Raw genomic sequence first — 25,859 nt, 5'->3', positions numbered from 1 at the left:
TTGGTCAGCCACCCGACTCGGGCGCAATTTTCATGTATGATATGCGCCCTTCCAAAAGCCTGACTGTCCGAGAACACCCCATGCAGCTTTCTTCGCTCACTGCGGTTTCCCCTGTAGACGGCCGTTATGCCGGCAAAACCCAGGCCTTGCGCCCCATTTTCAGCGAATTCGGCCTGATCCGTTTCCGCGCCCTGGTCGAAGTGCGCTGGCTGCAGCGCCTGGCCGCCCACCCGCAGATCGGCGAAGTACCGGCGTTCTCCGCCGAAGCCAACGCCCTGCTGGACAGCCTGGCCACCGATTTCAAGCTTGAGCACGCCGAGCGCGTCAAGGAAATCGAGCGCACCACCAACCACGACGTCAAGGCGATCGAATACCTCCTCAAGGAGCAGGCCGCCAAGCTGCCTGAGCTGGCCAAGGTCAGCGAATTCATCCACTTCGCCTGCACCAGCGAGGACATCAACAACCTGTCCCACGCCCTGATGCTGCGCGCCGGCCGTGACGACGTGCTGCTGCCGCTGATGCGCCAGATCGCCGACGCCATCCGTGCCCTGGCCCACGCCCACGCCGACGTGCCGATGCTGTCGCGCACCCACGGCCAGCCAGCCTCGCCGACTACCCTGGGCAAAGAACTGGCCAACGTCGTGTACCGCCTGGAGCGCCAGATCGCCCAGGTTGCCGCCGTGCCGCTGCTGGGCAAGATCAACGGCGCCGTGGGCAACTACAACGCCCACCTGTCGGCCTACTCGCAGATCGACTGGGAGCAGAACGCCCGCGCCTTCATCGAAGACGAGCTGGGCCTGCAGTTCAACCCGTACACCACCCAGATCGAGCCGCACGACTACATCGCCGAGCTGTTCGACGCCATTGCCCGCTTCAACACCATCCTGATCGACTTCGACCGCGATGTGTGGGGCTACATCTCGCTGGGCTACTTCAAGCAGAAGACTGTCGCTGGCGAAATCGGCTCGTCGACCATGCCGCACAAGGTCAACCCGATCGACTTCGAAAACTCCGAAGGCAACCTGGGTATCGCCAACGCGCTGTTCCAGCACCTGGCCAGCAAGCTGCCGATCTCGCGCTGGCAGCGTGACCTGACCGACTCCACCGTGCTGCGTAACCTGGGCGTGGGCTTTGCCCACAGCGTCATCGCCTACGAAGCCAGCCTGAAAGGCATCGGCAAGCTGGAAGTGAACGAAGCCCGCATCGCCGCCGACCTGGACGCCTGCTGGGAAGTGCTGGCCGAGCCGATCCAGACCGTGATGCGCCGCTTCAACATCGAGAACCCCTACGAGAAGCTCAAAGAGCTGACCCGTGGCAAGGGCATCACCCCGGACGCGCTGCTGACCTTCATCGACGGCCTGGACATGCCAGCCGACGCCAAGGCCGAGCTCAAGCTGCTGACCCCCGCTACCTACATCGGTAACGCGGCAGCGCAGGCCAAACGCATCTAAGCTGACCGTCGCGTACAACGCCCGGCCTGGCCGGGCGTTTTTATTCCCGTACGAAAATTACGTTTTTTCAATAGGTTGAACATGAATCCTGATACTCCACTGCAGCTGCTCGGCGGCATCTCGGCCCGCGAATTCATGCGCGACTACTGGCAGAAGAAGCCGCTGCTGGTGCGCCAGGCCTTCCCGGACTTCATCAGCCCCATCGACCCCGACGAACTGGCCGGCCTGGCCCTGGAAGACGAAGTCGAGTCGCGTATCGTGCTGGAGCACGGCGCCCACCCGTGGGAGCTGCGCCGCGGCCCGTTCAACGAAGACACCTTCGCCGAGCTGCCAGAAAAAGACTGGACCCTGCTGGTACAAGCCGTGGACCAGTTTGTCCCGGAAGTGGCCGAACTGCTGGAAAACTTCCGCTTCCTGCCCAGCTGGCGTATCGATGACGTGATGATCAGCTTCGCCGCCCCGGGTGGCAGCGTTGGCCCGCACTTCGACAACTACGACGTGTTCCTGCTGCAAGGCGACGGCAAGCGCAACTGGAAAGTCGGCCAGATGTGCAACAGCGACAGCCCGCTGATCGACCACGCCGACCTGCGCATCCTCGCTGACTTCGAACAGAGCGACGAGTGGACCCTGGAGCCGGGCGACATGCTCTACCTGCCTCCGCGCCTTGCCCACTACGGCGTGGCCGTGGACGACTGCCTGACCTACTCGGTCGGCTTCCGCGCCCCAAGCGCCGCCGAAGTGCTGACCCACTTCACCGACTTCCTGGGCCAGTTCCTGCCTGACGAAGAGCGCTACAGCGATGCCGACGCCCAGCCGGCCAGCGACCCGCACCAGATCCAGCACGACGCCCTCGACCGCCTCAAGGCGCTGCTCGACAAGCACATGAACGACAAGGACCTGCTGCTGACCTGGTTCGGTCAGTTCATGACCGAGCCGCGTTACCCCGAGCAGATCGTTGGCGAAGAGCTGAGCGAAGAAGAGCTGATCGATGCCCTGGAACAAGGCGCCATCCTGATCCGCAACCCAAGCGCACGCCTGGCCTGGTCCGAATTCGAAGACGACCTGCTGCTGTTCGCCAGCGGCCGCAGCTGCCCGCTGCCGGGCAAACTGCGCGAGCTGCTGAAGCTGGTGTGCGCGGCCGATGCCCTGCATATCGACAACCTGGCAGACTGGCTGCAAGACGAAGATGGCCTTATGCTGGTACAGCAGCTGGTCAAACAAGGAAGCCTGGGATTCGCCAATGAATAAGATCAGCGTTCGCCTCGCCGACTGGCACAAAGACAACGCCGACATTCGCCGTATCCGTGAGGCGGTGTTCATTGCCGAACAGCATGTACCGCCGGAGCTGGAGTGGGACTCGGATGACCCGACCGCGGCACACTTCCTGGCCCTGGAAGGCGACTACCCGATCGGCACTGCCCGCCTGCTGCCAGACGGGACTATCGGCCGGGTATCGGTGCTGAAGGACTGGCGCGGCTTGAAAGTGGGTGACGCGCTGATGAACGCAGTCATCGTCGAAGCGCAGAACCGCGACCTGAAGCAGCAGATGCTCAGCGCTCAGGTGCATGCCACGCCGTTCTACGAGCGCCTGGGCTTTCGCGTAGTCAGCGAGGAATTCCTCGAAGCCGGTATCCCGCACGTGGACATGGTGCGCGACTCGCGCGTCTGATCCATAACCTGCACCGGCCCTTTCGCGGGCGAGCCCGCTCCCACAGGAGCTGCACAGATTTCAAATGCTGTGCGATCCCTGTGGGAGCGGGCTTGCCCGCGAAGAGGCCGGCACAGGTCAATGACACGCTCATTGACAAAAACCTGTACATCCATCCAGATAAAACTTGCCTCCGCGCCCCCGCTTGCGCATCCTAGTGCCCATCATCCCCGATGAAGCGTTCCCGGCCATGCGCCTGTTCCTCTGCGAAAAACCCTCCCAGGCAAAAGACATCGCCAAAGTGCTCGGCGCCAACCGCAAGGGCGACGGCTGCTGGCAAGGCACCGACGTCTGCGTCACCTGGTGCATCGGCCACCTGCTGGAAACCGCCCCGCCCGACAGCTACGACGAACGCTACAAGCGCTGGAACCTGGCCGACCTGCCGATCATCCCGGACAAGTGGAAGATGCTGGTCAAGCCCAAGACCGCCAGCCAGTTCAAGGCGGTCAAACGCCTGCTTGGCGAAGCGCGGGAACTGGTGATCGCCACCGACGCCGACCGCGAAGGCGAAATGATCGCCCGCGAACTGGTCGAACATTGCCGCTATCGCGGCCCGGTGCAACGCCTGTGGCTGTCGGCACTGGACGACGCGTCCATCCGCAAGGCCTTGGCCCGCCTGCTGCCCGGCCACGAAACCTTCAACCTGTACCACTCGGCACTGGGCCGCTCGCGCGCCGACTGGCTGATCGGCATGAACATGAGCCGGCTGTTCACCCTGCTGGGCCGCCAATCCGGCTACCAGGGCGTGTTGCCGGTGGGCCGGGTGCAAACGCCCACCTTGCGCCTGGTGGTCGACCGCGACCGCAGCATCGCCGACTTCGTGCCCGTGCCGTTCTGGGCCATCGATGTGCAACTGGAACACGCCGGCCAACACTTCAATGCCCAATGGCGCGCCCCCGAGGACGCCTGCGACGACCAAGGCCGCTGCCTGAAGCAAGCCTTGGCACAACAAGCGGCCACCGACATCGGCAATGCCGGCACGGCCCGCGCCGTCAAGGTTGCCACCGAGCGCGTGCGTGAAGCCGCACCACTCCCCTTCGACCTCGGCACCCTGCAGGAGCTGTGCTCGAAAAAGTTCGGCCTCGGCGCCCAGGAAACCCTCGACATCGCCCAGGCCCTGTACGAAACCCACAAGCTGATCACCTACCCGCGCAGCGACTGCGGCTACCTGCCGCAAAGCCAGCACGCCGAAGCGCCGGCCATCCTCGCTGCCTTGCAACGGGCCGATGCCAGCCTGGCGCCTCTACAGCCCTACCTGGAGCCGCAACGCCGCTCGCGGGCATGGAACGATGCCAAGGTCAGCGCCCACCACGGCATCATCCCCACCGCCGCCGCCAGTGACCCGTCGCGCCTGCCGGCCAAGCACAAGGCGGTGTATACCCTGATCCGCGCCCGCTACCTGGCGCAGTTCCTGCCCAACCATGAGTACGACCGCACCCAGGCCGACTTCGACTGTGCCGGCCATGCCCTGCGTGCGGTGGGCAAGCAGATTGTCGAGCCGGGCTGGCGCCGCGCCCTGCCTGAGGCTTTGACCCCGGCCAAGGGCCGCGAGGCGCCACCCGCCCAGGTGCTGCCAGCGCTGCGCGAAGGCCAGGACTGCAACGTACAAGGTCTGCAACTGAAAGACCTGTGGACTCAACCCCCCAAGCCGTTCACCGAAGGCGACCTGATCAAGGCCATGAAAAACGTGGCCAAGCTGGTGGACGACCCACGGTTGAAACAGAAGCTGAAGGAAACCACCGGCATCGGCACCGAAGCCACCCGCGCCAGCATCATCCAGGGCCTGCTCGACCGCGGCTACCTGGTGAAGAACGGCAAGGCGCTGTCGGCCACACCGGCGGCGTTCAGCCTGATCGATGCGGTGCCGAAAGCCATTGCCGACCCTGGCACAACGGCAATCTGGGAGCAGGCGCTGGACATGGTGCAAAGTGGCGAAATGAGCCTGGAAGAGTTCGTTTCGCGGCAGTCGGCGTGGATGGGCAAGCTGGTCGAGCGCTGCAGCGGCATGCGCATGACCATCACCGGGCCGGCTGCCGGGGCGGCACCGCCTTGGAAGAAGAAGCGGCGCAGTGGCGGGAAAAGCAAAACGGCTGGCAGCAAGTCGGCCGCCAGCAAGCCGCGTCAGCCTCGGAGAAAGGCTTCAACCTGAAGCTTATGCACTGTCATTACTGGCCCTATCGCCGGCAAGCCAGCTCCCACAAGTCGTGCACAGGCTCTGAAACCAGCGGGGTACTTGTGGGAGCTGGCTTGCCGGCGATAGGGCCAGCTCAAGCAGCACATTAATAACAGGAAAACCCTAAAACCCGCCCGACACATTGGCACCGTGAATTTTACCTGCTAAGTTTTCATGAAAATAATCACAATAATTTTCACGAGGTCTTTGCATGTTCAAACAGTCCGCCCAGCACGTCGCCAGCTACTACGCCCAGACCTACCCCGCCAACATCCCCCTACGCCCAACGCTACAAGGCAGCCACGACACCGATGTGCTGATCATCGGCGCCGGTTTCAGCGGCCTGCACACCGCCCTGCGCCTTACCCAGGCGGGCAAGCGCGTGACGCTGCTGGAAGCAAGCCGCGTGGCCTGGGCCGCCTCCGGGCGCAACGGCGGCCAGGCGCTACTGGGCTGGTCGTGCGATATGCCGCCGCTGGAAAAGGCCTTGGGCATCGAACGCACCCAACGGCTGTGGGCCAGCATGTGCTGGGCCGCTGACGAAATGCGCGACCTCCCCCAGCGCCACGGCTTCGATGTCGATTACCGGCTGGGCAGCCTATGGACCGCCGTGCTACCGCGCCGGGTGAAACTGCTTGAAGAAGCCCTGCACGAGGCTGAACACAAATGGGGCTACGACGCCCTGCGCCTGATCGGCCGTGAAGAGCTGCCGCAATGGATCGACAGCCCGCGCTATCAGGCCGCGCTGTATGACGCCAAAGGCGCCCACCTCAACCCGCTGAAGCTGGCACAAGGCCTGGCCAGCACCATCGAAGCCGCTGGCGGCCATATCTACGAACAAAGCCAGGTACTCGGCTACCAGCAGGCAGGCGATGGCTACGTTGCCCGAACCGACAAGGGCGAAGTGCGCTGCAATGTGTTGGTGCTGGCCTGCAACGCCTACATCGACCGCCTCGACCGCAGCCTGTCTCGCCGCCTGTTACCCGTCGGCTCCTACCAGGTGGCCACCGCACCACTGGACGCCGACTTCGCCCGTTCGCTGCTACCGCGCAACAGCTGCGTGATCGACAACCAGTTCGTACCCGACTACTTCCGCCTTACGCCGGACCACCGCCTGCTGTTCGGTGGCGGCTGTACCTACCTGGGCGGCATCCCCAAGGACGTTGCCAGCGCCACCCGGCCCTACCTGGAGCGCGTCTTCCCGCAACTGGCCGGGGTGGCCATCGACTATGCCTGGGGCGGCCATATCGACTGCAGTATCCAGCGCACCCCGGACGTCGGCCGCGAGGGCCAACGCTACTGGCTGCAAGGTTTCTCCGGCCATGGCGTGCTGCCAACCCTGGCAGCGGCACGGGCAGTCAGTGATGCAATTCTCGGTGACGACGACCTGCTGGCACTGTACCAAGGCATCGACAATGGCCGCTTCCCCGGCGGCGACCTGCTGGCAGCACCGCTGGAAGCGGCCGCCAAGGCCTGGTACAGAATGCGCGACCGCGCCTGAAGACGGCCGGTACTTGCTGCCCGGAAATCTCTCCTATTCTCAAAAGCTCCCTTCGGTTCCTGCACACAGGAGACACGACCATGAGCTATGTAACCACGAAGGACGGGGTGCAGATTTTCTACAAGGATTGGGGCCCACGCGACGCACCGGTCATCCACTTCCACCACGGCTGGCCGCTCAGCGCCGACGACTGGGACGCGCAGATGCTGTTCTTCCTGGCCCAGGGTTTCCGCGTGGTCGCCCACGACCGCCGTGGCCATGGGCGTTCCAGCCAGGTGTGGGACGGCCACGACATGGACCACTATGCCGACGACGTGGCAGCCGTGGTCACCCACCTGGGCACTCAGGGCGCCGTGCATGTCGGCCACTCGACCGGGGGTGGCGAGGTGGTGCGTTACATGGCGCGACACCCTGAAGACAAGGTAGCGAAGGCCGTGCTTATCGCTGCCGTACCGCCACTGATGGTGCAAACAGCCGCCAACCCCGGCGGCCTGCCCAAGTCGGTGTTTGACGGGTTTCAGGCCCAGGTGGCCAGTAACCGGGCGCAGTTCTACCGGGATGTGCCGGCCGGGCCGTTCTATGGCTACAACCGCCCCGGTGTCGAAGCCAGCGAAGGCATCATCGGCAACTGGTGGCGCCAAGGCATGATCGGCAGTGCCAAGGCCCATTACGATGGCATCGTGGCGTTTTCCCAGACGGACTTCACCGAGGATTTGAAGGGCATCCAGCAGCCGGTGCTGGTGATGCATGGGGACGATGACCAGATCGTGCCGTATGAGAATTCCGGGCTGTTGTCGGCGAAGCTGCTGCCCAATGGCACACTGAAGACTTACAAGGGCTACCCGCATGGCATGCCGACTACCCATGCCGATGTGATCAATGCGGATTTGCTGGCGTTTATCCGTAGTTGATGTGATCACCTGTACCGGCCCTTTCGCGGGCATGCCCGCTCCCACAGGTACTGCACAGGTATTGAAATGTGCATTAGACCTGTGGGAGCGGGCGCGCCCGCGAAGAGGCCGGCACTGGCAACACACCCACCTCAGGATTACCATGTCACCCTTCTAACGCGACCCTTTGTCGCGCCCTTGCCTCCCTGCCTGCCAAAACCCCATGCCCTTCGAACTCACCGTAGAACCCCTCACCCTACTGATCCTGGCCCTGGTCGCCTTCGTCGCCGGTTTCATCGATGCCATCGCCGGTGGCGGCGGCCTGCTCACCACCCCTGCCCTGCTCACCGCCGGCATGCCGCCGCACCTGGTACTGGGCACCAACAAGCTCAGCTCCACCTTCGGCTCGGCCACTGCCGGCTTCACCTACTACAAACGCAAGCTGTTCCACCCGGCACAATGGCGCCCGGCGCTGTTTGCAACCCTGGTCGGGGCATCGATTGGCGCAGTGGTTGCCCACTACATGCCCGCCGAATGGCTCAACAAGATGCTGCCGGTCATCGTCTTCGCCTGTGGCATTTACCTGCTGTTCGGTGGCACGCCCAAGGCGCCGCTGGATGCCGATGCACCGATCAAGAAGAAATGGCAGATGCCACAAGGCTTCACCTTGGGCTTCTACGATGGTGTGGCCGGGCCGGGTACCGGGGCCTTCTGGACCGTCAGTACCCTGCTGCTCTACCCCATCGACCTGGTCCGCGCCAGCGGCGTGGCGCGCAGCATGAACTTCGTCAGCAACATCGCGGCGCTGACGGTGTTCATCATTTCCGGGCAGGTGGACTACATCGTCGGCCTGTGCATGGGCCTGTCGGTAATGGTGGGTGCCTTCTTCGGCGCACGCACGGCAATCAGCGGCGGCAGCAAGTTCATCCGCCCGGTGTTCATCACCGTGGTGCTGGCGTTGACCGTGCGCCTAGCGTGGCAGCACTGGTTCGGCCAATCCTAAGCGACGCGCAACGTACAAATCGATCAGATACCGGGCAATGGAGCGCCCGGCCGGCAGCGGCGGCAGGTCGTGGACGCTGAACCACTTGGCATCCTCGATCTCGTCCGGCTGCATCACAATCTCGCCCCCGGCATATTTGGCATGGAAGCCGAGCATCATAGAATGCGGGAACGGCCAGCACTGGCTGCCGACGTACTGAATGTTCTGTACCTCCACCGCCACTTCTTCACGCACTTCGCGTACCAGGCAGTCTTCGGCCGACTCACCCGGCTCTGCAAAACCGGCCAAGGTGCTGTACACCCCGGTGACGAAGCGTGGCGAGCGCGCCAGCAGGATTTCATCGCCACGGGTTACCAGCACGATCATGCTGGGTGAAATACGCGGGTAGCTGCGCAGGTCGCACGGCTGGCAATACATTGCGCGCTCCCAGCGAATTTGCGTCATGGCCTGGCCGCAGCTGCCGCAGAAACGGTGCTCTCTGGCCCAGGTACCAATCTGCGCGGCATAACCCAGCACCTTGTAGGTGTCGAAGTCACCTTCGAGCATGAACGCGCGCAGGCCGCGCCAGTTGCAACCTGGCACGTCCGTCGCGCTACGCAGCTCCAGCAGGAACACGGGCTGGCCGTCGAACTGACCGATGCCGTGCTCGCACAGCACGTCGAGGTCCTGGCGCTTGAGCCAGTCTCGGGGGAACAGCGCGCCGTTGTCGTCCACCAAAAACCCTTCCGGGCTGCGGGCCACGGCCAGCCCCCCGGTGATCTGCGGGTCGAGTACTGCGGTAGTCCAGCGTGCTGACATGTCGGGGGTTCCTTTACTGCGCGTCCCCCGGCCCGATCAGTCGGCGAACGTCGGTTTCTGTTTGCTCATGTGCGCCGCCACAGCCACGCGCAAGTCTTCGGACTGCAGCATCGCGGCGTTCCAGGTGGCGATGTAGTCCAGGCCATCGTCGATGCGATGGTCGCGCATGTAGCTGAGCATTTCCTTGGTGCCGGCCACGGCGATCGGCGATTTTGCGGCAATCTCGCGGGCGATGGCAAAGACACCGTCGAGTAGCGCAGCCTGATCATCATAGACCCGGTTGACCAAGCCGATGCGCAGGGCTTCGTCCACCGCAACGTTGCGCCCGGTGTAGGCCAGCTCACGCATCATGCCGTCACCGATGATACGTGGCAAACGTTGCAGTGTGCCGACATCGGCGGCCATGCCCATGTCGATTTCCTTGATCGAGAACTGGGCATCGTTGCTGCAGTAGCGCATGTCGCAGGCCGAGATGAGGTCGATGGCACCACCGATGCAGTAGCCTTGCACGGCAGCCAGCACCGGCTTGCGGCAATTGTCCACGGCAGTGAACGAAGCCTGCAGGCGCTGGATGGTCTTGCGCAGGAAGCGCGCATTGCGGCCCACATCCTTGCCCATCTGCCCGGCCAGCGACGCCAGCATCATCAGGTCGATACCGGCGGAGAAATGCTTGCCGGCGCCGCTGATCACCACCGCGCGCACCGCATCGGTGTCGTCGATCCACTGGAAGATGTCGATGATCTCCTCCCAGAAGGCGGCGTTCATCGCGTTGACCTTTTCCGGGCGGTTGATCTGAACGTGGGCGATGTTGTCGGTCAGTTCGACCTTGAATGCGCTGTACTCGGTCACGGGCGGCACTCCTGCGGGTGAAGGGTTCATGGCTCGGATGGTAACCCAGCCCGATGACCGCACTTGTGCCAAAAACGGGACTGCACGCCTTGCCTAAGACGCGCCGATCCGGCACCGTGCGCCATCGCCGAATTATAAGGATACAAATACATGTCACGCTCCCCGACCGGCGCCCTCGCCCACAGTTTTCTGGGCCAGTCGCCGCTTTGGTACAAGGCGGTCATCTGCCTGTTCCTGGTGCTCAACCCACTGCTGCTGGTAACCATAGGCCCGGTTGCCGCAGGCTGGGCGCTGGTGCTTGAGTTCATCTTTACCCTGGGCATGGCGCTGAAGTGCTACCCGCTGATGCCGGGCGGCCTGCTGCTGATCGAAGCCCTGCTGTTGCAGATGACCACGCCACAGGCGCTGTACGAGGAACTGCAGCACAACTTCCCGGTGATTCTGCTGCTGATGTTCATGGTCGCCGGTATCCACTTCATGAAGGAGCTGCTGCTGTTCCTGTTCTCACGCATCCTGCTGGGCGTTCGCTCGAAGGCGGTCCTGTCGTTGCTGTTCTGCGTGCTGTCGGCATTCCTCTCGGCGTTTCTCGATGCGCTGACCGTAACGGCGGTGATCATCAGCGCTGCGGTGGGTTTTTACGCCGTTTACCACCGTGTCGCCTCCGGGGCCAACCCGCGTGAAGACAGCGCGCTCGATAGCGATCAGCAAGTGGCACAATTGCACCGCGAAGACCTCGACCAGTTCCGCGCCTTCCTGCGCAGCCTGCTGATGCACGGCGCGGTGGGTACTGCCCTGGGCGGTGTTTGCACGCTGGTGGGCGAGCCGCAAAACCTGCTGATCGGCCATGAAATGGGCTGGCACTTCGCCGACTTCTTCTTCAAGGTGGCGCCCGTGTCGCTGCCGGTGCTGGGTGCCGGCCTGCTCACTTGCGTGCTGCTGGAGAAGCTTCGCCTGTTCGGCTACGGCACGCTGATGCCCGAACCCGTGCGTCAGGTGCTGGCCACCTATGCGGCCGAAGACGACGCGGCCCGCACCCAGGCCCAGCGCCTGGCGCTGTGGGTGCAAGGTTTGGCTGCGCTGATCCTGATCGTATGCCTGGGGCTGCACGTGGCCGAGGTTGGTCTGATCGGCCTGATGGTGATTGTGCTGATCACGGCCTTTACCGGCATCACCGATGAGCACCGCCTGGGCCGTGCCTTCCAGGACGCCATGCCGTTCACGTCCTTGTTGGTGGTGTTCTTCGCCGTGGTGGCAGTGATTCACCAGCAGCAACTGTTCAGCCCCTTGATCAGCTGGGTACTGACGCTGCCTGCCGAGCAACAGCCGGGCATGCTGTACCTGGCCAACGGCCTGCTGTCGGCAATCAGCGACAACGTGTTCGTTGCCACCATCTACATCACCGAAGTGAAGCAGGCGTTTCTCAATGGCGGCATGAGCCGTGAGCATTTCGAGACGCTGGCGGTGGCGATCAATACCGGTACCAACCTGCCCAGCGTGGCGACACCGAATGGCCAGGCGGCGTTCCTGTTCCTGCTGACCTCGGCGATTGCGCCGTTGATCCGGCTGTCGTATGGGCGGATGGTGTGGATGGCCTTGCCCTATACCGTGGTGATGGGTGGGCTGGGGTGGTGGGCGGTGACCTACTGGTTGTGATGTGAGCCTGTGCCGGCCCTTTCGCGGGCAGCCCGCGAAAGGGCCGGCACAGGCTGTCGATTTTGTCTTTTGCCATTCGACTACCCATGAAAGCAGCCACCCGGCTGCCAACCGGAGAGTCTCCATGCGCAAACTCATCGTAGCCGCCTTCATCAGCCTCGACGGCGTCATGCAAGCCCCCGGCGGCCCGCAAGAAGACACCAGCGGTGGCTTCACCTACGGCGGCTGGATCGTCCCCTACGCCGAGGAAGTCTTCGGCCAAGCCATGCAGGCGCTGTTCAGCCAGCCCTTCGAGCTGCTGCTGGGCCGGCGTACCTATGACATCTTCGCGGGCTACTGGCCAAAGATAAAAGACGACTCGGAAGATTTCTCCATCGCCAACCTGTTCAACCGTGTGCCCAAGCGAGTGGCCACCCATAACCCAGGCACCCTCGGCTGGCACAACAGCCACGCCCTGGGCGCGGACATCGCTGCGGCGGTACACACTCTCAAACAGCAAGACGGTGCCGACCTGCTGACCCAGGGCAGCGCCGAACTGGTGCAGCAACTGCTGGCGGCAGATCTGGTCGATGAACTGCAACTGCTGATCCACCCGCTGCTGCTGGGCCACGGAAAACGCCTGTTCGGCGATGACGCGGCCGCAGCAGCCTTCACCTTGCAGCACTCGCAGGTGTCGCCCAAGGGCGTGGTCATCGCCCGCTACGTGCGCGCAGGCCAGGTGCAGACCGGCTCGTTCGAATAAGGCAAATCCCGTACAACTTTTCCCCCGCGCCCGCATCGAAACACAGGTAAGCCCCCATCCGTTCCAAGGAGGTTCGCCATGGCACTACGCACCCCGTTGCTGCTGTCCTGCATCACCCTGGCCCTGCTCGGTTGCGCCGGCAACGATCACCCGGCGCCGCCGCGTACCCAGCAGGTCGACCTGCAACGCTATCAAGGCACCTGGTACGAACTGGCGCGGTTGCCGATGTTCTTCCAGCGCAACTGCGTGCAGTCCGAGGCGCACTACGGCCTGCGCCCCGACGGTCGCATCGACGTGACCAACCGATGCAAGGAGAAAGACGGCCAGTGGAATGAAGCCAAAGGTGTCGCCGAAGCCCAGCAACCGGGCAGCACCGACAAGCTGTGGGTACGCTTCGACAACTGGTTCAGCCGGCTGGCCCCCGGCCTGACCAAGGGCGAATACTGGGTGCTGTACCACGACAAGGACTACCGCGTGGCGATGGTCGGCCACCCCAACCGTGAGTACCTGTGGCTGCTGTCGCGCACGCCGGCGGTCCCCGACCAGCAACGCGAGCAACTGCTGAGCATCGCGCGGGAGCAAGGCTATGACACCAGCAAGCTTATCTGGCGGCAGGCAGACTAGCTCACCATCGACGGCATGCGGTAATCCGGCTAAGGTGTGCGCCCTTTATCGACTCGAAGGAACGAGCCCGTTGAGCACTAAACCGCTGCAAGTACCCCGTATCCGTTTTCTGGCCCTGTGCGTGTTCCATCACCAGGGCAAGATCCTGGTCAACGTGTTTGACGACCCGGCCACCGGCCAGACGCTGTGCCGCCCCTTGGGAGGTGGCGTCGAGTTCGGTGAATTGGCCCAGGATGCCATTACCCGGGAAATCCATGAAGAACTGGGCCAGCCGATCAGCGATGCAAGACTGCTCGGCACTCTCGAAAGCCTGTTCACCTATGCCGGCAAGCCGGGGCATGAGATTGTGCAGGTGTACGATGCGCGCTTCGATGACGCCAGCCTGTACGAGCAAGACTGGCTGGACGGCCACGAGTCCGACAACAGCCCGTTCCGCGCCCGCTGGTGCAACAGCGCCGACTTCGCTCGCATCGGCCCACTGGTGCCACAGGGGCTGCAGGTGATGCTGCGCAACCTGTCGCTGCTGGACTGAATCAGGAGCCCTGAGCATGGACCTGCTGTTCCTGGGCACCTCTGCCGGGGTGCCGACCAAGGCGCGCAACGTCAGCGCCACTGCCGTGATCGAAGCCAGTGGCAGCCACTGGTACCTGGTCGACTGTGGCGAAGGTACCCAGCATCAGTTGCTGCACACACCGCTGTCGATCCGTGACTTGCGTGCCATTTTCATCACCCATGTGCACGGCGACCATTGCTTTGGCCTGCCAGGCCTGCTGGCCAGTGCCGGGATGAGCGGGCGCACCCGGCCGCTGGAGCTGATTTTGCCCGCCGCACTGCATGACTGGGTACGTCAGGGCCTGTTGGCCAGCGACACCTTCCTGCCCTTCGAACTGCGCCTGCTGGCCGTGGAGGACGTGGCCGAATGGCGCAGCGAGACCCTGCAAGTGACCACCGTGCAGTTGTCACACCGGGTACCGAGCGTCGCTTTCGTATTCACCGAACTCAACCCCGAGCCGCGCCTGGACATCCAGCGCCTGGAAGCCGAAGGCATTCCACGCGGCCCACTGTGGGGCGAGCTGGCCAAAGGCCTGAAGACGCAGCATAGCGGGCAGTGGCTGGACGGTAACGACTACTTGCGCCCTTCGCGCCCGCCGCGCCGGGTGATCGTGTGCGGGGACAACGACAACCCCGAATTGCTGGCCGATGCCGCCAAAGGCGCTGATGTGCTGGTGCACGAAGCCACGTTCACCCAGGCAGTGGTCGAGCGCACCGGGGTCACCTTCGGCCACAGCACCGCAGCAGCGGTAGCGCGCTTTGCCGAAGCGGCAGGCGTGCGCAACCTGGTGCTGACGCATTTCAGCGCCCGCTACCAGAGCGATCCCAGACGCAGCCCGAATATCGATAACGTGCGTGACGAAGCCCTTGCCCACTACAACGGGCAACTGACCCTGGCGCAGGACCTGCAGCGTTATCACATTGGTCGCGATGGCTGTCTTGAGCGGGCCGAATGAATTAGCATTGCCGGTTTTTCCAAAAGGACTTGGCCATGCAACGCATCGTGATTCTGGGCAACGCCGGCAGTGGTAAGTCGACCCTCGCCCGGCAGATAGGCGCCCGTTTGGGCGTGCCGGTGGTACACCTCGACACCTTGTTCTGGGAGGCGGATTGGGTAGAACCGGATGCCGAGACTTTCCGCAACCGGGTACGCGATGCGGTTGCCGGGGATGCGTGGGTGTGCGAGGGCAACTATAGCCGCCGCACGTTCGACCTGCGCTTGCCACGGGCCGACCTGGTCATCTGGCTGGATACGCCACGGCTGACGTGCCTGAAGCGGGTGATCCTGCGCAGTGTGCTGAACAAGCCACGGCCAGACTTGCCGGCAGGGTGTACCGAGCGGCTGGATCGGGCGTTTCTGGGTTTCCTGAAGTTTGTGTGGACGTTCGACCGGGGTTATCGGCCAGGGATCGAGGCGAACCGCCAAGCCATCGGGCCGCAGGTACCGGTGGTGCATTTGCGTGGTGGGCAGCAGATAGCGGCGTTTTTGTCTGGCCTTGCGCAGCCGCTACCCGCCTGACGTCACGGTACTACGCAGCCAAGCGCCCGCTGGCAATGGCCTCGGATGCCGCCAGCATCGCCCGCAGCAACACCGCACACCCTGCCGCCAGGTCATCCGGCGTGGCGTTCTCGATCTCGTTGTGGCTGATGCCGTTCTCGCATGGCACGAAAATCATCCCCGCCGGCCCCAGTTCGGCCAGGAAGATCGCGTCATGCCCGGCACCGCTGACGATGTCCATGTGCGGCAGGCCAAATGCCTTGGCCGACTCGCGTACCGCATCGACACAGCCCTTGTCGAAGTACAGCGCCGGGAAGTCCGCCGTGGGTACCAGTTCATGGCTCAGGCCATGCTTGGCACAGGTGGCCTCGATCACCCCGCGCACCTCGGCAATCATCGCATTCAGCTGCTCGCCCTCCAGGTGGCGGAAGTCCAGGGTCATGCGCACTTCACCCGGGATCACGTTACGCGACCCGGGGTACGCCTGCAGGCATCCCACGGTGCCGCAGGCGTGGGGCTGATGGCCGAGGGCGGTGCGGTTGACCGCTTCCACTACCGCAGCGGCACCGACCAATGCATCCTTGCGCAGGTGCATGGGCGTCGGGCCGGCATAGGCCTCGACACCACGCAGTGTCAGGTCGAACCACTTCTGGCCCAGGGCACCCAGCACCACGCCGATGGTCTTGGCCTGATCTTCGAGGATGGGCCCCTGCTCGATATGCGCTTCGAAATACGCCCCCACCGGGTGGCCCAGCACTGCACGAGGGCCCGCATAACCGATGGCATTCAAGGCCTCCCCAACGCTCACGCCTTGGGCATCGCGCTTGGCCAGGGTTTCTTCCAGTGTGAACTTGCCGGCAAACACCCCCGAGCCCATCATGCACGGCGCAAAACGTGAGCCTTCTTCGTTGGTCCACACCACGACTTCCAGCGGTGCTTCGGTTTCCACACACAGGTCGTTGAGGGTGCGGATCACCTCCAGCCCGGCCATCACCCCGAAGCAGCCATCGAACTTGCCGCCCGTAGGCTGGGTGTCGATGTGGCTGCCGGTCATCACCGGAGGCAGCTTGGGGTTACGCCCGGGGCGGCGGGCAAAGATGTTGCCGACGGCGTCGATGCTGACCGTGCAACCGGCGGCCTCGCACCACTGCACGAACAGGTCGCGGGCCTGGCGGTCGAGGTCGGTCAGCGCCAGGCGGCAAACGCCCCCTTTCACGGTGGCACCGAGGCGGGCCAGGTCCATCAGCGATTGCCACAGACGGTTGCTGTCGACATGGTGAGCGGTGGTCTTCAGGATGTCTTGAACTGGATTCACAGGTTTCTCCTTCAGGCTTTATTGTTTTCTGCTCTGGCCTCTTCGCGGTCCTTACGGCAGGGGCTTGGCCACCCGCGCCGGGCTGCGAGCGACCACGCCGGCGAAGAGGTAATACAACGCCCCACCCAGCAGTGAGCCGGTGAACCAGCCGTAGTCGTAAAACCAGCTGAAACTGCTGTTGCCAATGGCCATCACGGTCAGCGCCACCGGCAAGGCAAAGGCGGCAAACCCGGCCCAGTTCCACGCCGGGTACACGTCATCCCGGTACAGCCCGGCCAGGTCCAACTGCTGCCGACGGATCAGGAAGTAATCCACCACCATGATCCCGGCAATCGGCCCGAGCAGGCTGGAATAGCCAAGCAACCAGTTGGAATACACGCTCTCCAGGCTCAGGTCGGACACGATCCAGCCCAGCTTTTTCAGCAGCTCATGCCCCATCAACGCCAAACCGATGAAGCCGGTCAGCCATACCGCACGGCTGCGCCCGATCAGGCGGGGGGCAATGTTCTGGAAGTCGTTGGTCGGTGACACGATGTTGGCGGCGGTGTTGGTCGACAGCGTGGCGATCACGATCAGCGCCATGGCCAGGGCCACCCAGAACGGGCTGTGGATCTTGCCGATCAGGCTGACCGGGTCTGACACCGTTTCGCCCACCAGCGACGCCGAGGCAGCGGTCAGCACCACACCCAGCGAAGCGAACAGGAACATGGTCAGCGGCAGGCCGAAGATCTGCCCCAGAATCTGGTCTTTCTGGCTGCGGGCGTAACGGCTGAAGTCGGGAATGTTCAGCGACAACGTGGCCCAGAAACCGACCATGGCGGTAAGCCCGGCGCAAAAGTAACTGACCACGCTCGCCCCTTCCGGACGCTTGGGTGGCTGGGCCAGCAGTTCGGTCATCGACATGTGCGGCAACGCCCAGAACAGCAGCCCAACGCCCACCGCCACCAGCAGCGGTGCCGACAGTGTTTCCAGCCACTTGATCGATTCGGCGCCGCGCAGCACCACCCACAGGTTCAGGCACCAGAAGATCATGAAGCCGATCACCTCGCCGGTGCCGCCCAGTGCTTTCCAGTCATCGAACACCGACCCGAGGAACAGGTGAATGGCCAGCCCGCCAAACATCGTCTGGATACCAAACCAGCCGCACGCGACCACCGCACGGATCAGGCACGGCACATTGGAGCCGAGAATACCGAACGACGAACGCAGCAACACCGGAAACGGGATGCCGTATTTGGTGCCGGGAAACGCGTTGAGGGTAAGCGGAATCAGCACGATCACGTTGGCCAGCAGGATAGCCAGCAACGCCTCGCCCACGCTGAGGCCGAAGTAAGCGGTGAGCACGCCGCCCAAGGTGTAGGTGGGTACGCAGATGGACATGCCTACCCAGAGGGCAGTGATGTGCCATTTGTTCCAGGTGCGCTGGTGCACTTTGGTGGGCGCGATGTCGTGGTTGTAGCGCGGGCTGTCGAGGACATCACTGCCCTCGGACAGCTCGAACAGGCCATCTTGCTCGACCACTTCCGATCTGCTCTGTTGCATGGGCCCTTCTCCAGATTTTCTTTTAATTGTTTGCTCATCGGGCTAATTCGATGGCCGGAGTACGCACGCGTAATCGTGCTTAAAAATCTTGACCAGAATTTCATCTTGTCAAGTAAGTCAAAAACCTTCGAAACCCCCACAACCAGCGCTAACTGAATTATTAATCGTTAAATATCAGCTAGTTAAAAACCACAAAAATAATAGGAAAATTTTCTTGATGAATCACCAATCAGCATCTAGCCTCGAATCTTGTCAGGCCTGACAGGATTAACCGCCCTGCCCGCCCTGCACCCGTGACAATTCCAAGAACCGGCCCAGACCGGTCAGCCTGCGAGGAAAACGGCATGTCCCTGTTGATCCGTGGCGCCACCGTGGTTACCCACGAAGAGAGTTACCCCGCCGATGTCCTGTGTGCCGATGGCCTGATCCGCGCCATCGGGCAAAACCTCGAACCCCCGACCGACTGCGAGATCCTTGACGGCAGTGGCCAGTACCTGATGCCCGGTGGCATCGACCCGCATACCCACATGCAGTTGCCGTTCATGGGCACCGTGGCCAGCGAGGACTTCTTCAGCGGCACCGCTGCGGGCCTGGCCGGCGGCACCACCTCGATCATCGACTTCGTCATCCCCAACCCGCAGCAATCGTTGCTGGAGGCCTTCCACACCTGGCGCGGGTGGGCACAGAAAAGCGCCAGCGACTATGGCTTCCACGTCGCCATCACCTGGTGGAGCGAGCAGGTGGCCGAAGAGATGGGCGAGCTGGTGGCCAAGCACGGGGTAAACAGTTTCAAGCACTTCATGGCCTACAAGAACGCCATCATGGCCGCCGACGACACCCTGGTGGCCAGCTTCGAGCGCTGCCTGCAACTGGGTGCAGTGCCTACCGTGCATGCCGAAAACGGCGAACTGGTGTACCACCTGCAGAAAAAACTGCTGGCCCAAGGCCTGACCGGGCCGGAAGCCCACCCGCTGTCGCGCCCGTCCCAAGTCGAGGGCGAGGCGGCCAGCCGCGCCATCCGCATTGCCGAAACCCTCGGCACGCCGCTGTACCTGGTGCACGTGTCCAGCCGCGAGGCACTGGATGAAATTGCCTACGCCCGGGGCAAGGGGCAGCCGGTGTATGGCGAGGTGCTGCCCGGCCACCTGCTGCTGGACGACAGCGTCTACCGTGACCCGGACTGGGCCACTGCAGCCGGCTACGTGATGAGCCCGCCGTTCCGCCCGCGTGAACACCAGGAAGCCCTGTGGCGCGGCTTGCAGTCGGGCAACCTGCACACCACCGCCACCGACCACTGCTGCTTCTGCGCCGAGCAGAAAGCCATGGGCCGCGACGACTTCAGCCGTATTCCTAACGGCACCGCCGGCATCGAGGACCGCATGGCAGTGCTGTGGGATGCCGGGGTGAACAGCGGGCGCCTGTCGATGCATGAGTTCGTTGCGCTCACCTCCACCAACACGGCGAAGATCTTCAACCTGTTCCCGCGCAAGGGTGCCATCCGTGTTGGCGCCGATGCCGACCTGGTGCTGTGGGACCCGCAGGGCACCCGCACCATCTCCGCCCAGACCCACCACCAGCGGGTGGACTTCAACATCTTCGAAGGCCGCACCGTGCGTGGCATCCCCAGCCACACCATCAGCCAGGGCAAGGTGCTGTGGGCCGATGGCGACCTGCGTGCCGAAGCGGGCGCGGGGCGGTATGTGGAACGGCCGGCTTATCCGTCGGTGTATGAGGTGCTGGAGCGCAGGGCCGAGCATCAGCGCCCGACTCCGGTACAGCGCTGAGGCTATTGGGGCTGCTATGCAGCCCATCGCCGGCAAGCCAGCTCCCACAGGAATAGTGCTGCTCTCACAGGCATGACTTTCCTGAAAAACCAGCTCTCACAGGGATAGCACCAGCCTCAAGGACATCACTGTACCTGTGGGAGCTGGCTTGCCGGCGATTGGGGCGCACCGCGCCCCCATTCCAAGCCACTTATAAAAATAGAGAGGCTACAACCGTGATCGACGCCCTGAACCACTTGCCGCGCCCCCGGGCCGGCGCCGACCAGTTGGCCGAGCGCTTCGGCGACCTGGCCCCACCCCTCACCGCTCGCCAGGCCGCCGTCGAAAGCGCGCGCTGCCTGTACTGCTACGACGCGCCCTGCGTCAACGCGTGCCCCAGTGACATCGACATCCCCTCGTTCATCCACCGCATCAGTGACGAAAACCTGCAAGGCGCCGCCGAGCGCATCCTCTCCGCCAACATCCTCGGCGGCAGCTGCGCCCGTGTATGCCCCACCGAAATCCTCTGCCAGCAAGCCTGCGTGCGCAACAACGCGCAGGAGTGTGCGCCGGTACTGATCGGCCAGCTTCAGCGCTACGCCCTGGACAACGCCCACTTCACCGAACACCCGTTCAAGCGTTCCCCGGCTACCGGCAAGCGCATCGCCGTGGTCGGTGCCGGGCCTGCCGGGCTGTCCTGTGCCCATCGCCTGGCCATGCACGGGCATGACGTGGTGGTGTTCGAGGCCTGTGACAAGGCTGGCGGCCTCAACGAGTACGGCATCGCCCGCTACAAACTGGTCGACGACTATGCGCAACGTGAAGTGGAATTCCTGCTGGGCATCGGTGGTATCGAAATTCGCCATGGCCAGCGCCTGGGCGGCAACCTCAGCCTGGGCGAACTGCGCGACCAGTACGACGCGGTATTCCTTGGCCTCGGCCTGAATGCCGTGCGCCAGTTGGGCCTGCCGGATGAAGAAGCCCCCGGCCTGCTCGCCGCCACCGCATACATCCGCGAACTGCGCCAGGCCGATGACCTGAGCCAACTGCCCTTGGCCGACCGCTGCCTGGTGATCGGTGCCGGCAACACCGCCATAGACATGGCCGTGCAGATGAGCCGCCTGGGCGCCCGCGATGTCAACCTGGTGTACCGCCGTGGCCACACCGACATGGGCGCCACCGGCCACGAGCAAGACATTGCCAAGGCCAACCAGGTGCGCCTGCACACCTGGGCCCGCCCCGATGCCGTACTGCTGGATGAGGCTGGCAAGGTGCGCGGCATGCGCTTCACCCGCACCGAGCTGGCCGACGGCCGCCTGCGCGACACCGGCGAAACCTTTGAGCTGGCCGCCGATGCCATCTTCAAGGCCATCGGCCAACGCTTCGACGATGCCAGCCTCGGCGACCCGGTGGCTGCACAACTGGCCCGCGAGGGTGAGCGCATCCGTGTCGACGAAACCCTGCAAACCAGCCTGCCGGGCGTGTATGCCGGCGGTGACTGTACCGCCCTGGGCCAGGACCTTACCGTCCAGGCCGTACAGCACGGCAAGCTGGCCGCCGAAGCCATCCATGCCCGACTCATGCTCAACGTGGAGGCAGCGTAAATGGCCGACTTGTCTATTGTGTTTGCCGGCATCAAGGCACCGAACCCGTTCTGGCTGGCTTCCGCGCCGCCCACCGACAAAGCCTACAACGTGGTCCGCGCCTTCGAGGCCGGCTGGGGCGGCGTGGTATGGAAAACCCTGGGCGAGGACCCGGCGGCGGTCAACGTGTCGTCGCGTTACTCAGCACACTACGGCGCCAACCGCCAGGTGCAGGGCATCAACAACATCGAGTTGATCACCGACCGTTCGCTGGACATCAACCTGCGCGAAATCACCCAGGTGAAGAAGGACTGGCCCGATCGCGCATTGATCGTGTCACTGATGGTGCCGTGCGTGGAAGAATCGTGGAAGTTCATCCTGCCACTGGTGGAAGCCACCGGGGCCGACGGCATCGAGCTTAACTTCGGCTGCCCGCACGGCATGCCTGAACGGGGTATGGGCGCGGCGGTCGGCCAGGTGCCGGAGTACGTGGAAATGGTCACCCGCTGGTGCAAGACGCACTGCTCGCTGCCGGTGATCGTGAAGCTTACGCCGAACATCACCGACATACGCCAATCGGCCCGTGCCGCGCACCGGGGCGGGGCCGATGCGGTGTCGTTGATCAACACCATCAACTCCATCACCAGTGTCGACCTCGACCGCATGGTCGCCCACCCCATCGTGGGGGACCAGAGCACCCACGGCGGTTACTGCGGCTCGGCGGTCAAGCCGATTGCGCTGAACATGGTGGCGGAAATCGCCCGCGACCCGGAAACACGCGGTTTGCCAATCTGCGGCATTGGCGGCATTGGCAACTGGCGTGATGCAGCGGAGTTCATGGCCCTGGGCAGCGGCGCCGTGCAGGTGTGCACGGCGGCGATGCTGCACGGGTTCCGCATTGTCGAGGACATGAAAGATGGCCTGGCGCGCTGGATGGACCAGCATGGGCATGCCACCATCGAAGCATTTCGCGGACAGGCGGTGGGGCATACCACCGACTGGAAGTACCTGGACATCAACTATAAATCGGTGGCCCATATCGACCAGGAGGCCTGCATTGGTTGTGGGCGCTGCCACATAGCCTGCGAGGACACCTCACACCAGGCCATTGCCAGCACGCTGAAGGCTGACGGCACGCATGCCTACAGCGTGATCGAGGAGGAATGCGTGGGCTGCAACCTGTGCCAGATCACCTGCCCGGTGGAAAGCTGCATCGAGATGGAGGCGCAGGATACCGGCAAGCCGTACCTGAACTGGACGCAGGATCCGCGTAACCCCTATCGCGAAGCCAGCTGAGCAATTGGGGCCGCTATGCGGCCCCTTTTCTCAGGTTCAGGGCTCCAGCCCAATCCCCCGCAAGATCACGCTGGTCACCGTCTGCACCGCGCTCTCGAACGCCATGTCCGAGAGCATCTCCCCGCCATTGAGCAGTTCAACCTGGTAGCCAAAGTCAGCATAGTGCTGGGTCGAAGCCCAGATCATGTACAGCAACGCCGACGGCTCCACCGGCAGAATGCGCCCCTCCTCTACCCAACGGCGGATCTTGGTCTCTTTCAACTTGGCCCAGGGCACCAGGCTTTCATCCAGGTTCACCCCCAGCACCGGCGCCCCGTGCAGCATTTCTTCGGCCCAGATCTTCGAACCCAGCGGCCGCGAACGCGAATGGCCCATCTTGGCGCGGATGTAACTGGTCAACACCACGCGTGGGTCGTCGAAGTTCTCGAAGCACAGCGCGTCCTGCTTCCACACGTCCAGCAAGTCTTGCAGTACCGCGCGGAACAGGTCGTCCTTGGTGCTGAAGTAATAGTGCAGGTTGGAGCGCGGCAACTCGGCCTGTTCGGCAATGTCGCCCATGGAGGTGGCGCCATAGCCTTTTTCAGCGAACACCTTTTCCGCCGCCTGCAGAATCTTCTCGATATTGCGCCGGCGGATTTCGATCTTGTGGTTGGCCATCAGCCCTGGGCCGTCCACACCGCCAGTTCATAACCGTCCGGGTCGATGAAGTGGAAGCGTCGCCCGCCGGGGAAGGCAAAAGTTGCCCGGCTGATTTTCGCCCCCGCCGCCTCGACCCGCTGCTGCGTGGCCTCCAGGTCGTCGGCATACAGAATGATCAGCGGCCCACCCGGAGTCACCGGCTCGCCTGTGGTAAAACCGCCAGTCAACCGGCCATCGCTGAACTCGGTGTAGGTAGGCCCGTAGTCGGTGAACGCCCAGCCGAACACGCTGCCATAGAAGGCCTTGCTCCGTGCGATGTCGCTGACATTGAACTCGATGTTGTCGATCTGCCGATCAGTACCGCGAATGCCCATGGGTGCTCCGTGCCTAAGGGGTTTGGCCTAGTCTACTCCGCTTGCTCCAACGTGGTGCAATCCCTTGGTGCACGTCGCACCTATCTGCAACTCGCCCGATCACGCACCGGGCACTGTGCCCGGTGCAGGTTGAGTGCAGTGTTGATGATGCCGATATGGCTAAACGCCTGAGGGTAGTTGCCGAGCATGCGCTGGCCGACCGGGTCATATTGCTCGGCCAGCAGGCCAAGGTCGTTGCACAGGCCGGTCAGGCGTTCATACAGCGCCTGCGCCTCTGCCTGGCGCCCGAGTAATACATACACGTCAGCCAGCCAGAACGAGCACACCAGGAAAGTACCCTCCCCGGGCGTCAGGCCATCGCTGCAGCTGTCGCTGTCGTAGCGCATCAGCAGGCCGTTCTTCAGCAGGCGCTGTTCGATCTGTTCAAGCGTGCGCAAAAAGCGTGTGTCATCTGCTGGCAGAAATCCGGTCAGGGCGACCTGCAACAGGCTGGCGTCCATTTCTGTAGAACCGTAGGCCTGGACGAAGTAACGACCGCTGGCATCAAGGCCGCGCTCGCAGACTTCACGGTGAATCTCATCGGCAACCTGTCGGTAATGCCGCCCACGCTCACGGCCTTCCTCCGTGGTGTCAGCCAGCCCCGCAGCGCGGTCGAAGGTCACCCAGGCCATCACTTTGGAGTGCACGAACTGCTGCCGGCCGCCACGCACTTCCCAGATGCCTTCGTCCGGTTCGCGCCAGATGCCCTCGACGTAGGGCAAGATCAAGCGGGAAATAGCAGCGCTGCGCGGGTGGCGCGGCAAACCGCCCTTGATCGCCTGGGTCATGGCATCGGCCAGTTCGCCGTAGATGTCCAGCTGCATCTGCTGCGAGGCGGCGTTGCCCACCCGCACGGGTTGCGAATGCTCGTAACCGGCCAGCCACGGCAAGGTGTATTCCTGCAAATCCCGTTCACCAGCCAGGCCGTACATGATCTGCATCTGTTCGGGGTTGCCGGCCACCGAACGCAGCAGCCATTCACGCCAGGCCTGGGCTTCGTCGAAATAGCCGAGGTTCATGAACGCCAGCAGGGTCATGGTGGCGTCGCGCAGCCAGCAGAAGCGGTAGTCCCAGTTACGTTCCCCACCCACGCGCTCCGGCAGCGAGGTGGTGACGGCGGCGACGATGCCACCCGTGGGGGCGTAGGTCATCGCCTTGAGGGTGAGCAACGAGCGGCGCACCAAAGCCGTGTAGGGACCTACGTGCGGGCAGCGGGCGGCAAAGGCCTGCCATTGGTCGATGGTGTGGGCCAGGGCCAGGTCACTGTCGCAGTCGGGTTGCACGGGCAGGTGCGAGGGCTGATGGCGCAGGCTGAAGATGTGCCGCTCACCTGTGCCAACGCGAAAACGGGCGACGGTATGGTGGTCGCGGGCATGGGGCGGCACGGTGCTGCACAGGATCAGTCGGTCAGGGCCAGCGACGGCGCTGAGGGTGAGTGGGTCGAGCCGTTCCACCCAGGGCACGCTGCGCCCGTAGTCGAAGCGCATGACCAAGTCCATTTCGAAGTTGGTTTCACCAGAGATGCCCTCGACGATTCGCACCACCGAATTGACTTCGCCCAGTGGCATGAAGTCGAGCACACGGGTACGGCCAGTGGCGGTAACCCAGGTGGTTTCCAGCACCAGGGAGTCGTCCAAGTATTGGCGACTGCTGTGCTCGACCGGGTCGCAGGGGGCCAGCCGCCAGCGGCCGTTTTCTTCGTTGCCCAGCAGTGCGGCGAATACGGCTGGGGCGTCAAAACGGGGCAGGCATAGCCAATCGAGTGAGCCATCGCGGCTGACCAGGGCGGCGCTGCGGCAGTTGCCCAGCAGCGCGTAGTCTTCGATGTGGGTGGGCATTCAACCTCCTTGATGTGGTTGCCTGTGC

General features: G+C 63.6%; 23 protein-coding genes. 16 read left to right on the top strand and 7 right to left on the bottom strand.

Annotation, left to right across the window (positions count from 1 at the left end):
* The first annotated feature begins 80 nt into the window (after window positions 1–80).
* The 7 genes from purB to N436_RS07445 all read left to right on the top strand — a co-directional run bounded on the left by purB (window position 81) and on the right by N436_RS07445 (window position 8,726).
* On the top strand, window positions 81–1,451 hold the full coding sequence (gene purB / locus N436_RS07490) for an adenylosuccinate lyase (protein WP_033693092.1): 1,371 nt from the start codon (window positions 81–83) through the stop codon (window positions 1,449–1,451).
* Window positions 1,452–1,532: 81 nt separating this feature from the next.
* Complete coding sequence (locus N436_RS07485) at window positions 1,533–2,699, top strand: cupin domain-containing protein (RefSeq protein WP_105946611.1); 1,167 nt, start codon at window positions 1,533–1,535, stop codon at window positions 2,697–2,699.
* Complete coding sequence (locus tag N436_RS07480) at window positions 2,692–3,120, top strand: GNAT family N-acetyltransferase (protein WP_105946610.1); 429 nt, start codon at window positions 2,692–2,694, stop codon at window positions 3,118–3,120. The genes N436_RS07485 and N436_RS07480 overlap by 8 nt, the downstream gene beginning before the upstream one ends.
* A gap of 229 nt (window positions 3,121–3,349) precedes the next feature.
* The gene (locus N436_RS07470; protein ID WP_110740787.1) at window positions 3,350–5,308 is read left to right on the top strand and encodes a DNA topoisomerase III; all 1,959 of its coding nucleotides are present in this window, start codon (window positions 3,350–3,352) and stop codon (window positions 5,306–5,308) included.
* A 235-nt stretch (window positions 5,309–5,543) separates the two neighbouring features.
* The gene (locus tag N436_RS07460; RefSeq protein WP_110740711.1) at window positions 5,544–6,833 is read left to right on the top strand and encodes an FAD-binding oxidoreductase; all 1,290 of its coding nucleotides are present in this window, start codon (window positions 5,544–5,546) and stop codon (window positions 6,831–6,833) included.
* 80 nt (window positions 6,834–6,913) lie between these two features.
* Window positions 6,914–7,744, top strand: coding sequence for an alpha/beta fold hydrolase (locus tag N436_RS07455; protein ID WP_110740710.1), 831 nt, complete (start codon window positions 6,914–6,916; stop codon window positions 7,742–7,744).
* Between the two features lie 202 nt (window positions 7,745–7,946).
* Window positions 7,947–8,726, top strand: coding sequence for a TSUP family transporter (locus N436_RS07445; protein ID WP_060497763.1), 780 nt, complete (start codon window positions 7,947–7,949; stop codon window positions 8,724–8,726).
* On the opposite strand, the gene nudC is transcribed toward N436_RS07445, so the two are convergent.
* Together nudC and N436_RS07435 are read right to left on the bottom strand one after the other, a co-directional pair.
* Window positions 8,694–9,524: an NAD(+) diphosphatase gene (gene nudC / locus N436_RS07440; protein WP_105946606.1), complete on the bottom strand. Its 831-nt coding sequence runs from the start codon at window positions 9,522–9,524 to the stop codon at window positions 8,694–8,696. The genes N436_RS07445 and nudC overlap by 33 nt on opposite strands.
* 36 nt (window positions 9,525–9,560) lie before the next feature.
* Window positions 9,561–10,373, bottom strand: a complete 813-nt coding sequence (locus N436_RS07435; protein ID WP_110740709.1) for a crotonase/enoyl-CoA hydratase family protein — start codon at window positions 10,371–10,373, stop codon at window positions 9,561–9,563.
* A gap of 150 nt (window positions 10,374–10,523) precedes the next feature.
* Here N436_RS07435 and nhaB point away from each other — a divergent pair, with 150 nt between their 5' ends.
* From nhaB to N436_RS07405, 6 genes are all read left to right on the top strand, one after another.
* Window positions 10,524–12,026, top strand: coding sequence for a sodium/proton antiporter NhaB (gene nhaB, locus N436_RS07430; protein WP_110740708.1), 1,503 nt, complete (start codon window positions 10,524–10,526; stop codon window positions 12,024–12,026).
* A 124-nt stretch (window positions 12,027–12,150) separates the two neighbouring features.
* Window positions 12,151–12,768: a dihydrofolate reductase family protein gene (locus N436_RS07425; RefSeq protein WP_110740707.1), complete on the top strand. Its 618-nt coding sequence runs from the start codon at window positions 12,151–12,153 to the stop codon at window positions 12,766–12,768.
* A 78-nt stretch (window positions 12,769–12,846) separates the two neighbouring features.
* Window positions 12,847–13,392: a lipocalin family protein gene (locus N436_RS07420; protein ID WP_110740706.1), complete on the top strand. Its 546-nt coding sequence runs from the start codon at window positions 12,847–12,849 to the stop codon at window positions 13,390–13,392.
* Between the two features lie 85 nt (window positions 13,393–13,477).
* On the top strand, window positions 13,478–13,924 hold the full coding sequence (locus N436_RS07415) for an NUDIX hydrolase (RefSeq protein WP_177410874.1): 447 nt from the start codon (window positions 13,478–13,480) through the stop codon (window positions 13,922–13,924).
* Between the two features lie 16 nt (window positions 13,925–13,940).
* Window positions 13,941–14,900: a ribonuclease Z gene (locus N436_RS07410; protein WP_110740704.1), complete on the top strand. Its 960-nt coding sequence runs from the start codon at window positions 13,941–13,943 to the stop codon at window positions 14,898–14,900.
* Window positions 14,901–14,935: 35 nt separating this feature from the next.
* Complete coding sequence (locus N436_RS07405) at window positions 14,936–15,463, top strand: AAA family ATPase (protein ID WP_110740703.1); 528 nt, start codon at window positions 14,936–14,938, stop codon at window positions 15,461–15,463.
* Between the two features lie 10 nt (window positions 15,464–15,473).
* On the opposite strand, the gene N436_RS07400 is transcribed toward N436_RS07405, so the two are convergent.
* Together N436_RS07400 and N436_RS07395 are read right to left on the bottom strand one after the other, a co-directional pair.
* Window positions 15,474–16,757, bottom strand: coding sequence for a Zn-dependent hydrolase (locus N436_RS07400; RefSeq protein ID WP_110740702.1), 1,284 nt, complete (start codon window positions 16,755–16,757; stop codon window positions 15,474–15,476).
* 51 nt (window positions 16,758–16,808) lie between these two features.
* Complete coding sequence (locus tag N436_RS07395) at window positions 16,809–18,299, bottom strand: NCS1 family nucleobase:cation symporter-1 (RefSeq protein ID WP_105946597.1); 1,491 nt, start codon at window positions 18,297–18,299, stop codon at window positions 16,809–16,811.
* A 344-nt stretch (window positions 18,300–18,643) separates the two neighbouring features.
* On the opposite strand from N436_RS07395, the gene hydA reads away from it, so the two are divergent.
* The 3 genes from hydA to preA all read left to right on the top strand — a co-directional run bounded on the left by hydA (window position 18,644) and on the right by preA (window position 22,941).
* Entirely contained in the window at window positions 18,644–20,083 is a 1,440-nt protein-coding gene (hydA, locus tag N436_RS07390; protein WP_025753444.1) for a dihydropyrimidinase, read from the top strand.
* A gap of 215 nt (window positions 20,084–20,298) precedes the next feature.
* Window positions 20,299–21,666 (top strand): NAD(P)-dependent oxidoreductase, encoded by a 1,368-nt coding sequence (locus N436_RS07385; protein WP_105946595.1) that lies wholly within the window; start codon window positions 20,299–20,301, stop codon window positions 21,664–21,666.
* Window positions 21,667–22,941 (top strand): NAD-dependent dihydropyrimidine dehydrogenase subunit PreA, encoded by a 1,275-nt coding sequence (gene preA / locus N436_RS07380; RefSeq protein WP_105946594.1) that lies wholly within the window; start codon window positions 21,667–21,669, stop codon window positions 22,939–22,941. It begins immediately after the preceding gene.
* 36 nt (window positions 22,942–22,977) lie between these two features.
* Here the strand turns inward: preA and N436_RS07375 are convergent, their stop codons facing one another.
* The 3 genes from N436_RS07375 to N436_RS07365 all read right to left on the bottom strand — a co-directional run bounded on the left by N436_RS07375 (window position 22,978) and on the right by N436_RS07365 (window position 25,831).
* Window positions 22,978–23,598 carry a TetR/AcrR family transcriptional regulator gene (locus N436_RS07375; protein WP_105946789.1) on the bottom strand — a complete coding sequence of 207 codons (621 nt, stop codon included), beginning with the start codon at window positions 23,596–23,598 and terminating at the stop codon, window positions 22,978–22,980.
* Window positions 23,598–23,954, bottom strand: a complete 357-nt coding sequence (locus tag N436_RS07370) for a VOC family protein (protein WP_105946593.1) — start codon at window positions 23,952–23,954, stop codon at window positions 23,598–23,600. The genes N436_RS07375 and N436_RS07370 overlap by 1 nt, the downstream gene beginning before the upstream one ends.
* A gap of 80 nt (window positions 23,955–24,034) precedes the next feature.
* A complete protein-coding gene (locus N436_RS07365; protein ID WP_110740701.1) occupies window positions 24,035–25,831 on the bottom strand; it encodes a glycoside hydrolase family 15 protein in 1,797 nt (598 codons plus the stop codon).
* Window positions 25,832–25,859: the final 28 nt, after the last annotated feature.

The organism is Pseudomonas sp. RV120224-01b, from assembly GCF_003208145.1.
GTDB classification, from domain to species: Bacteria; Pseudomonadota; Gammaproteobacteria; order Pseudomonadales; family Pseudomonadaceae; genus Aquipseudomonas; species Aquipseudomonas monteilii.
Note: the sequence above shows the minus strand (reverse complement) of the source record. Positions and strands in the feature narration are given on the sequence as shown.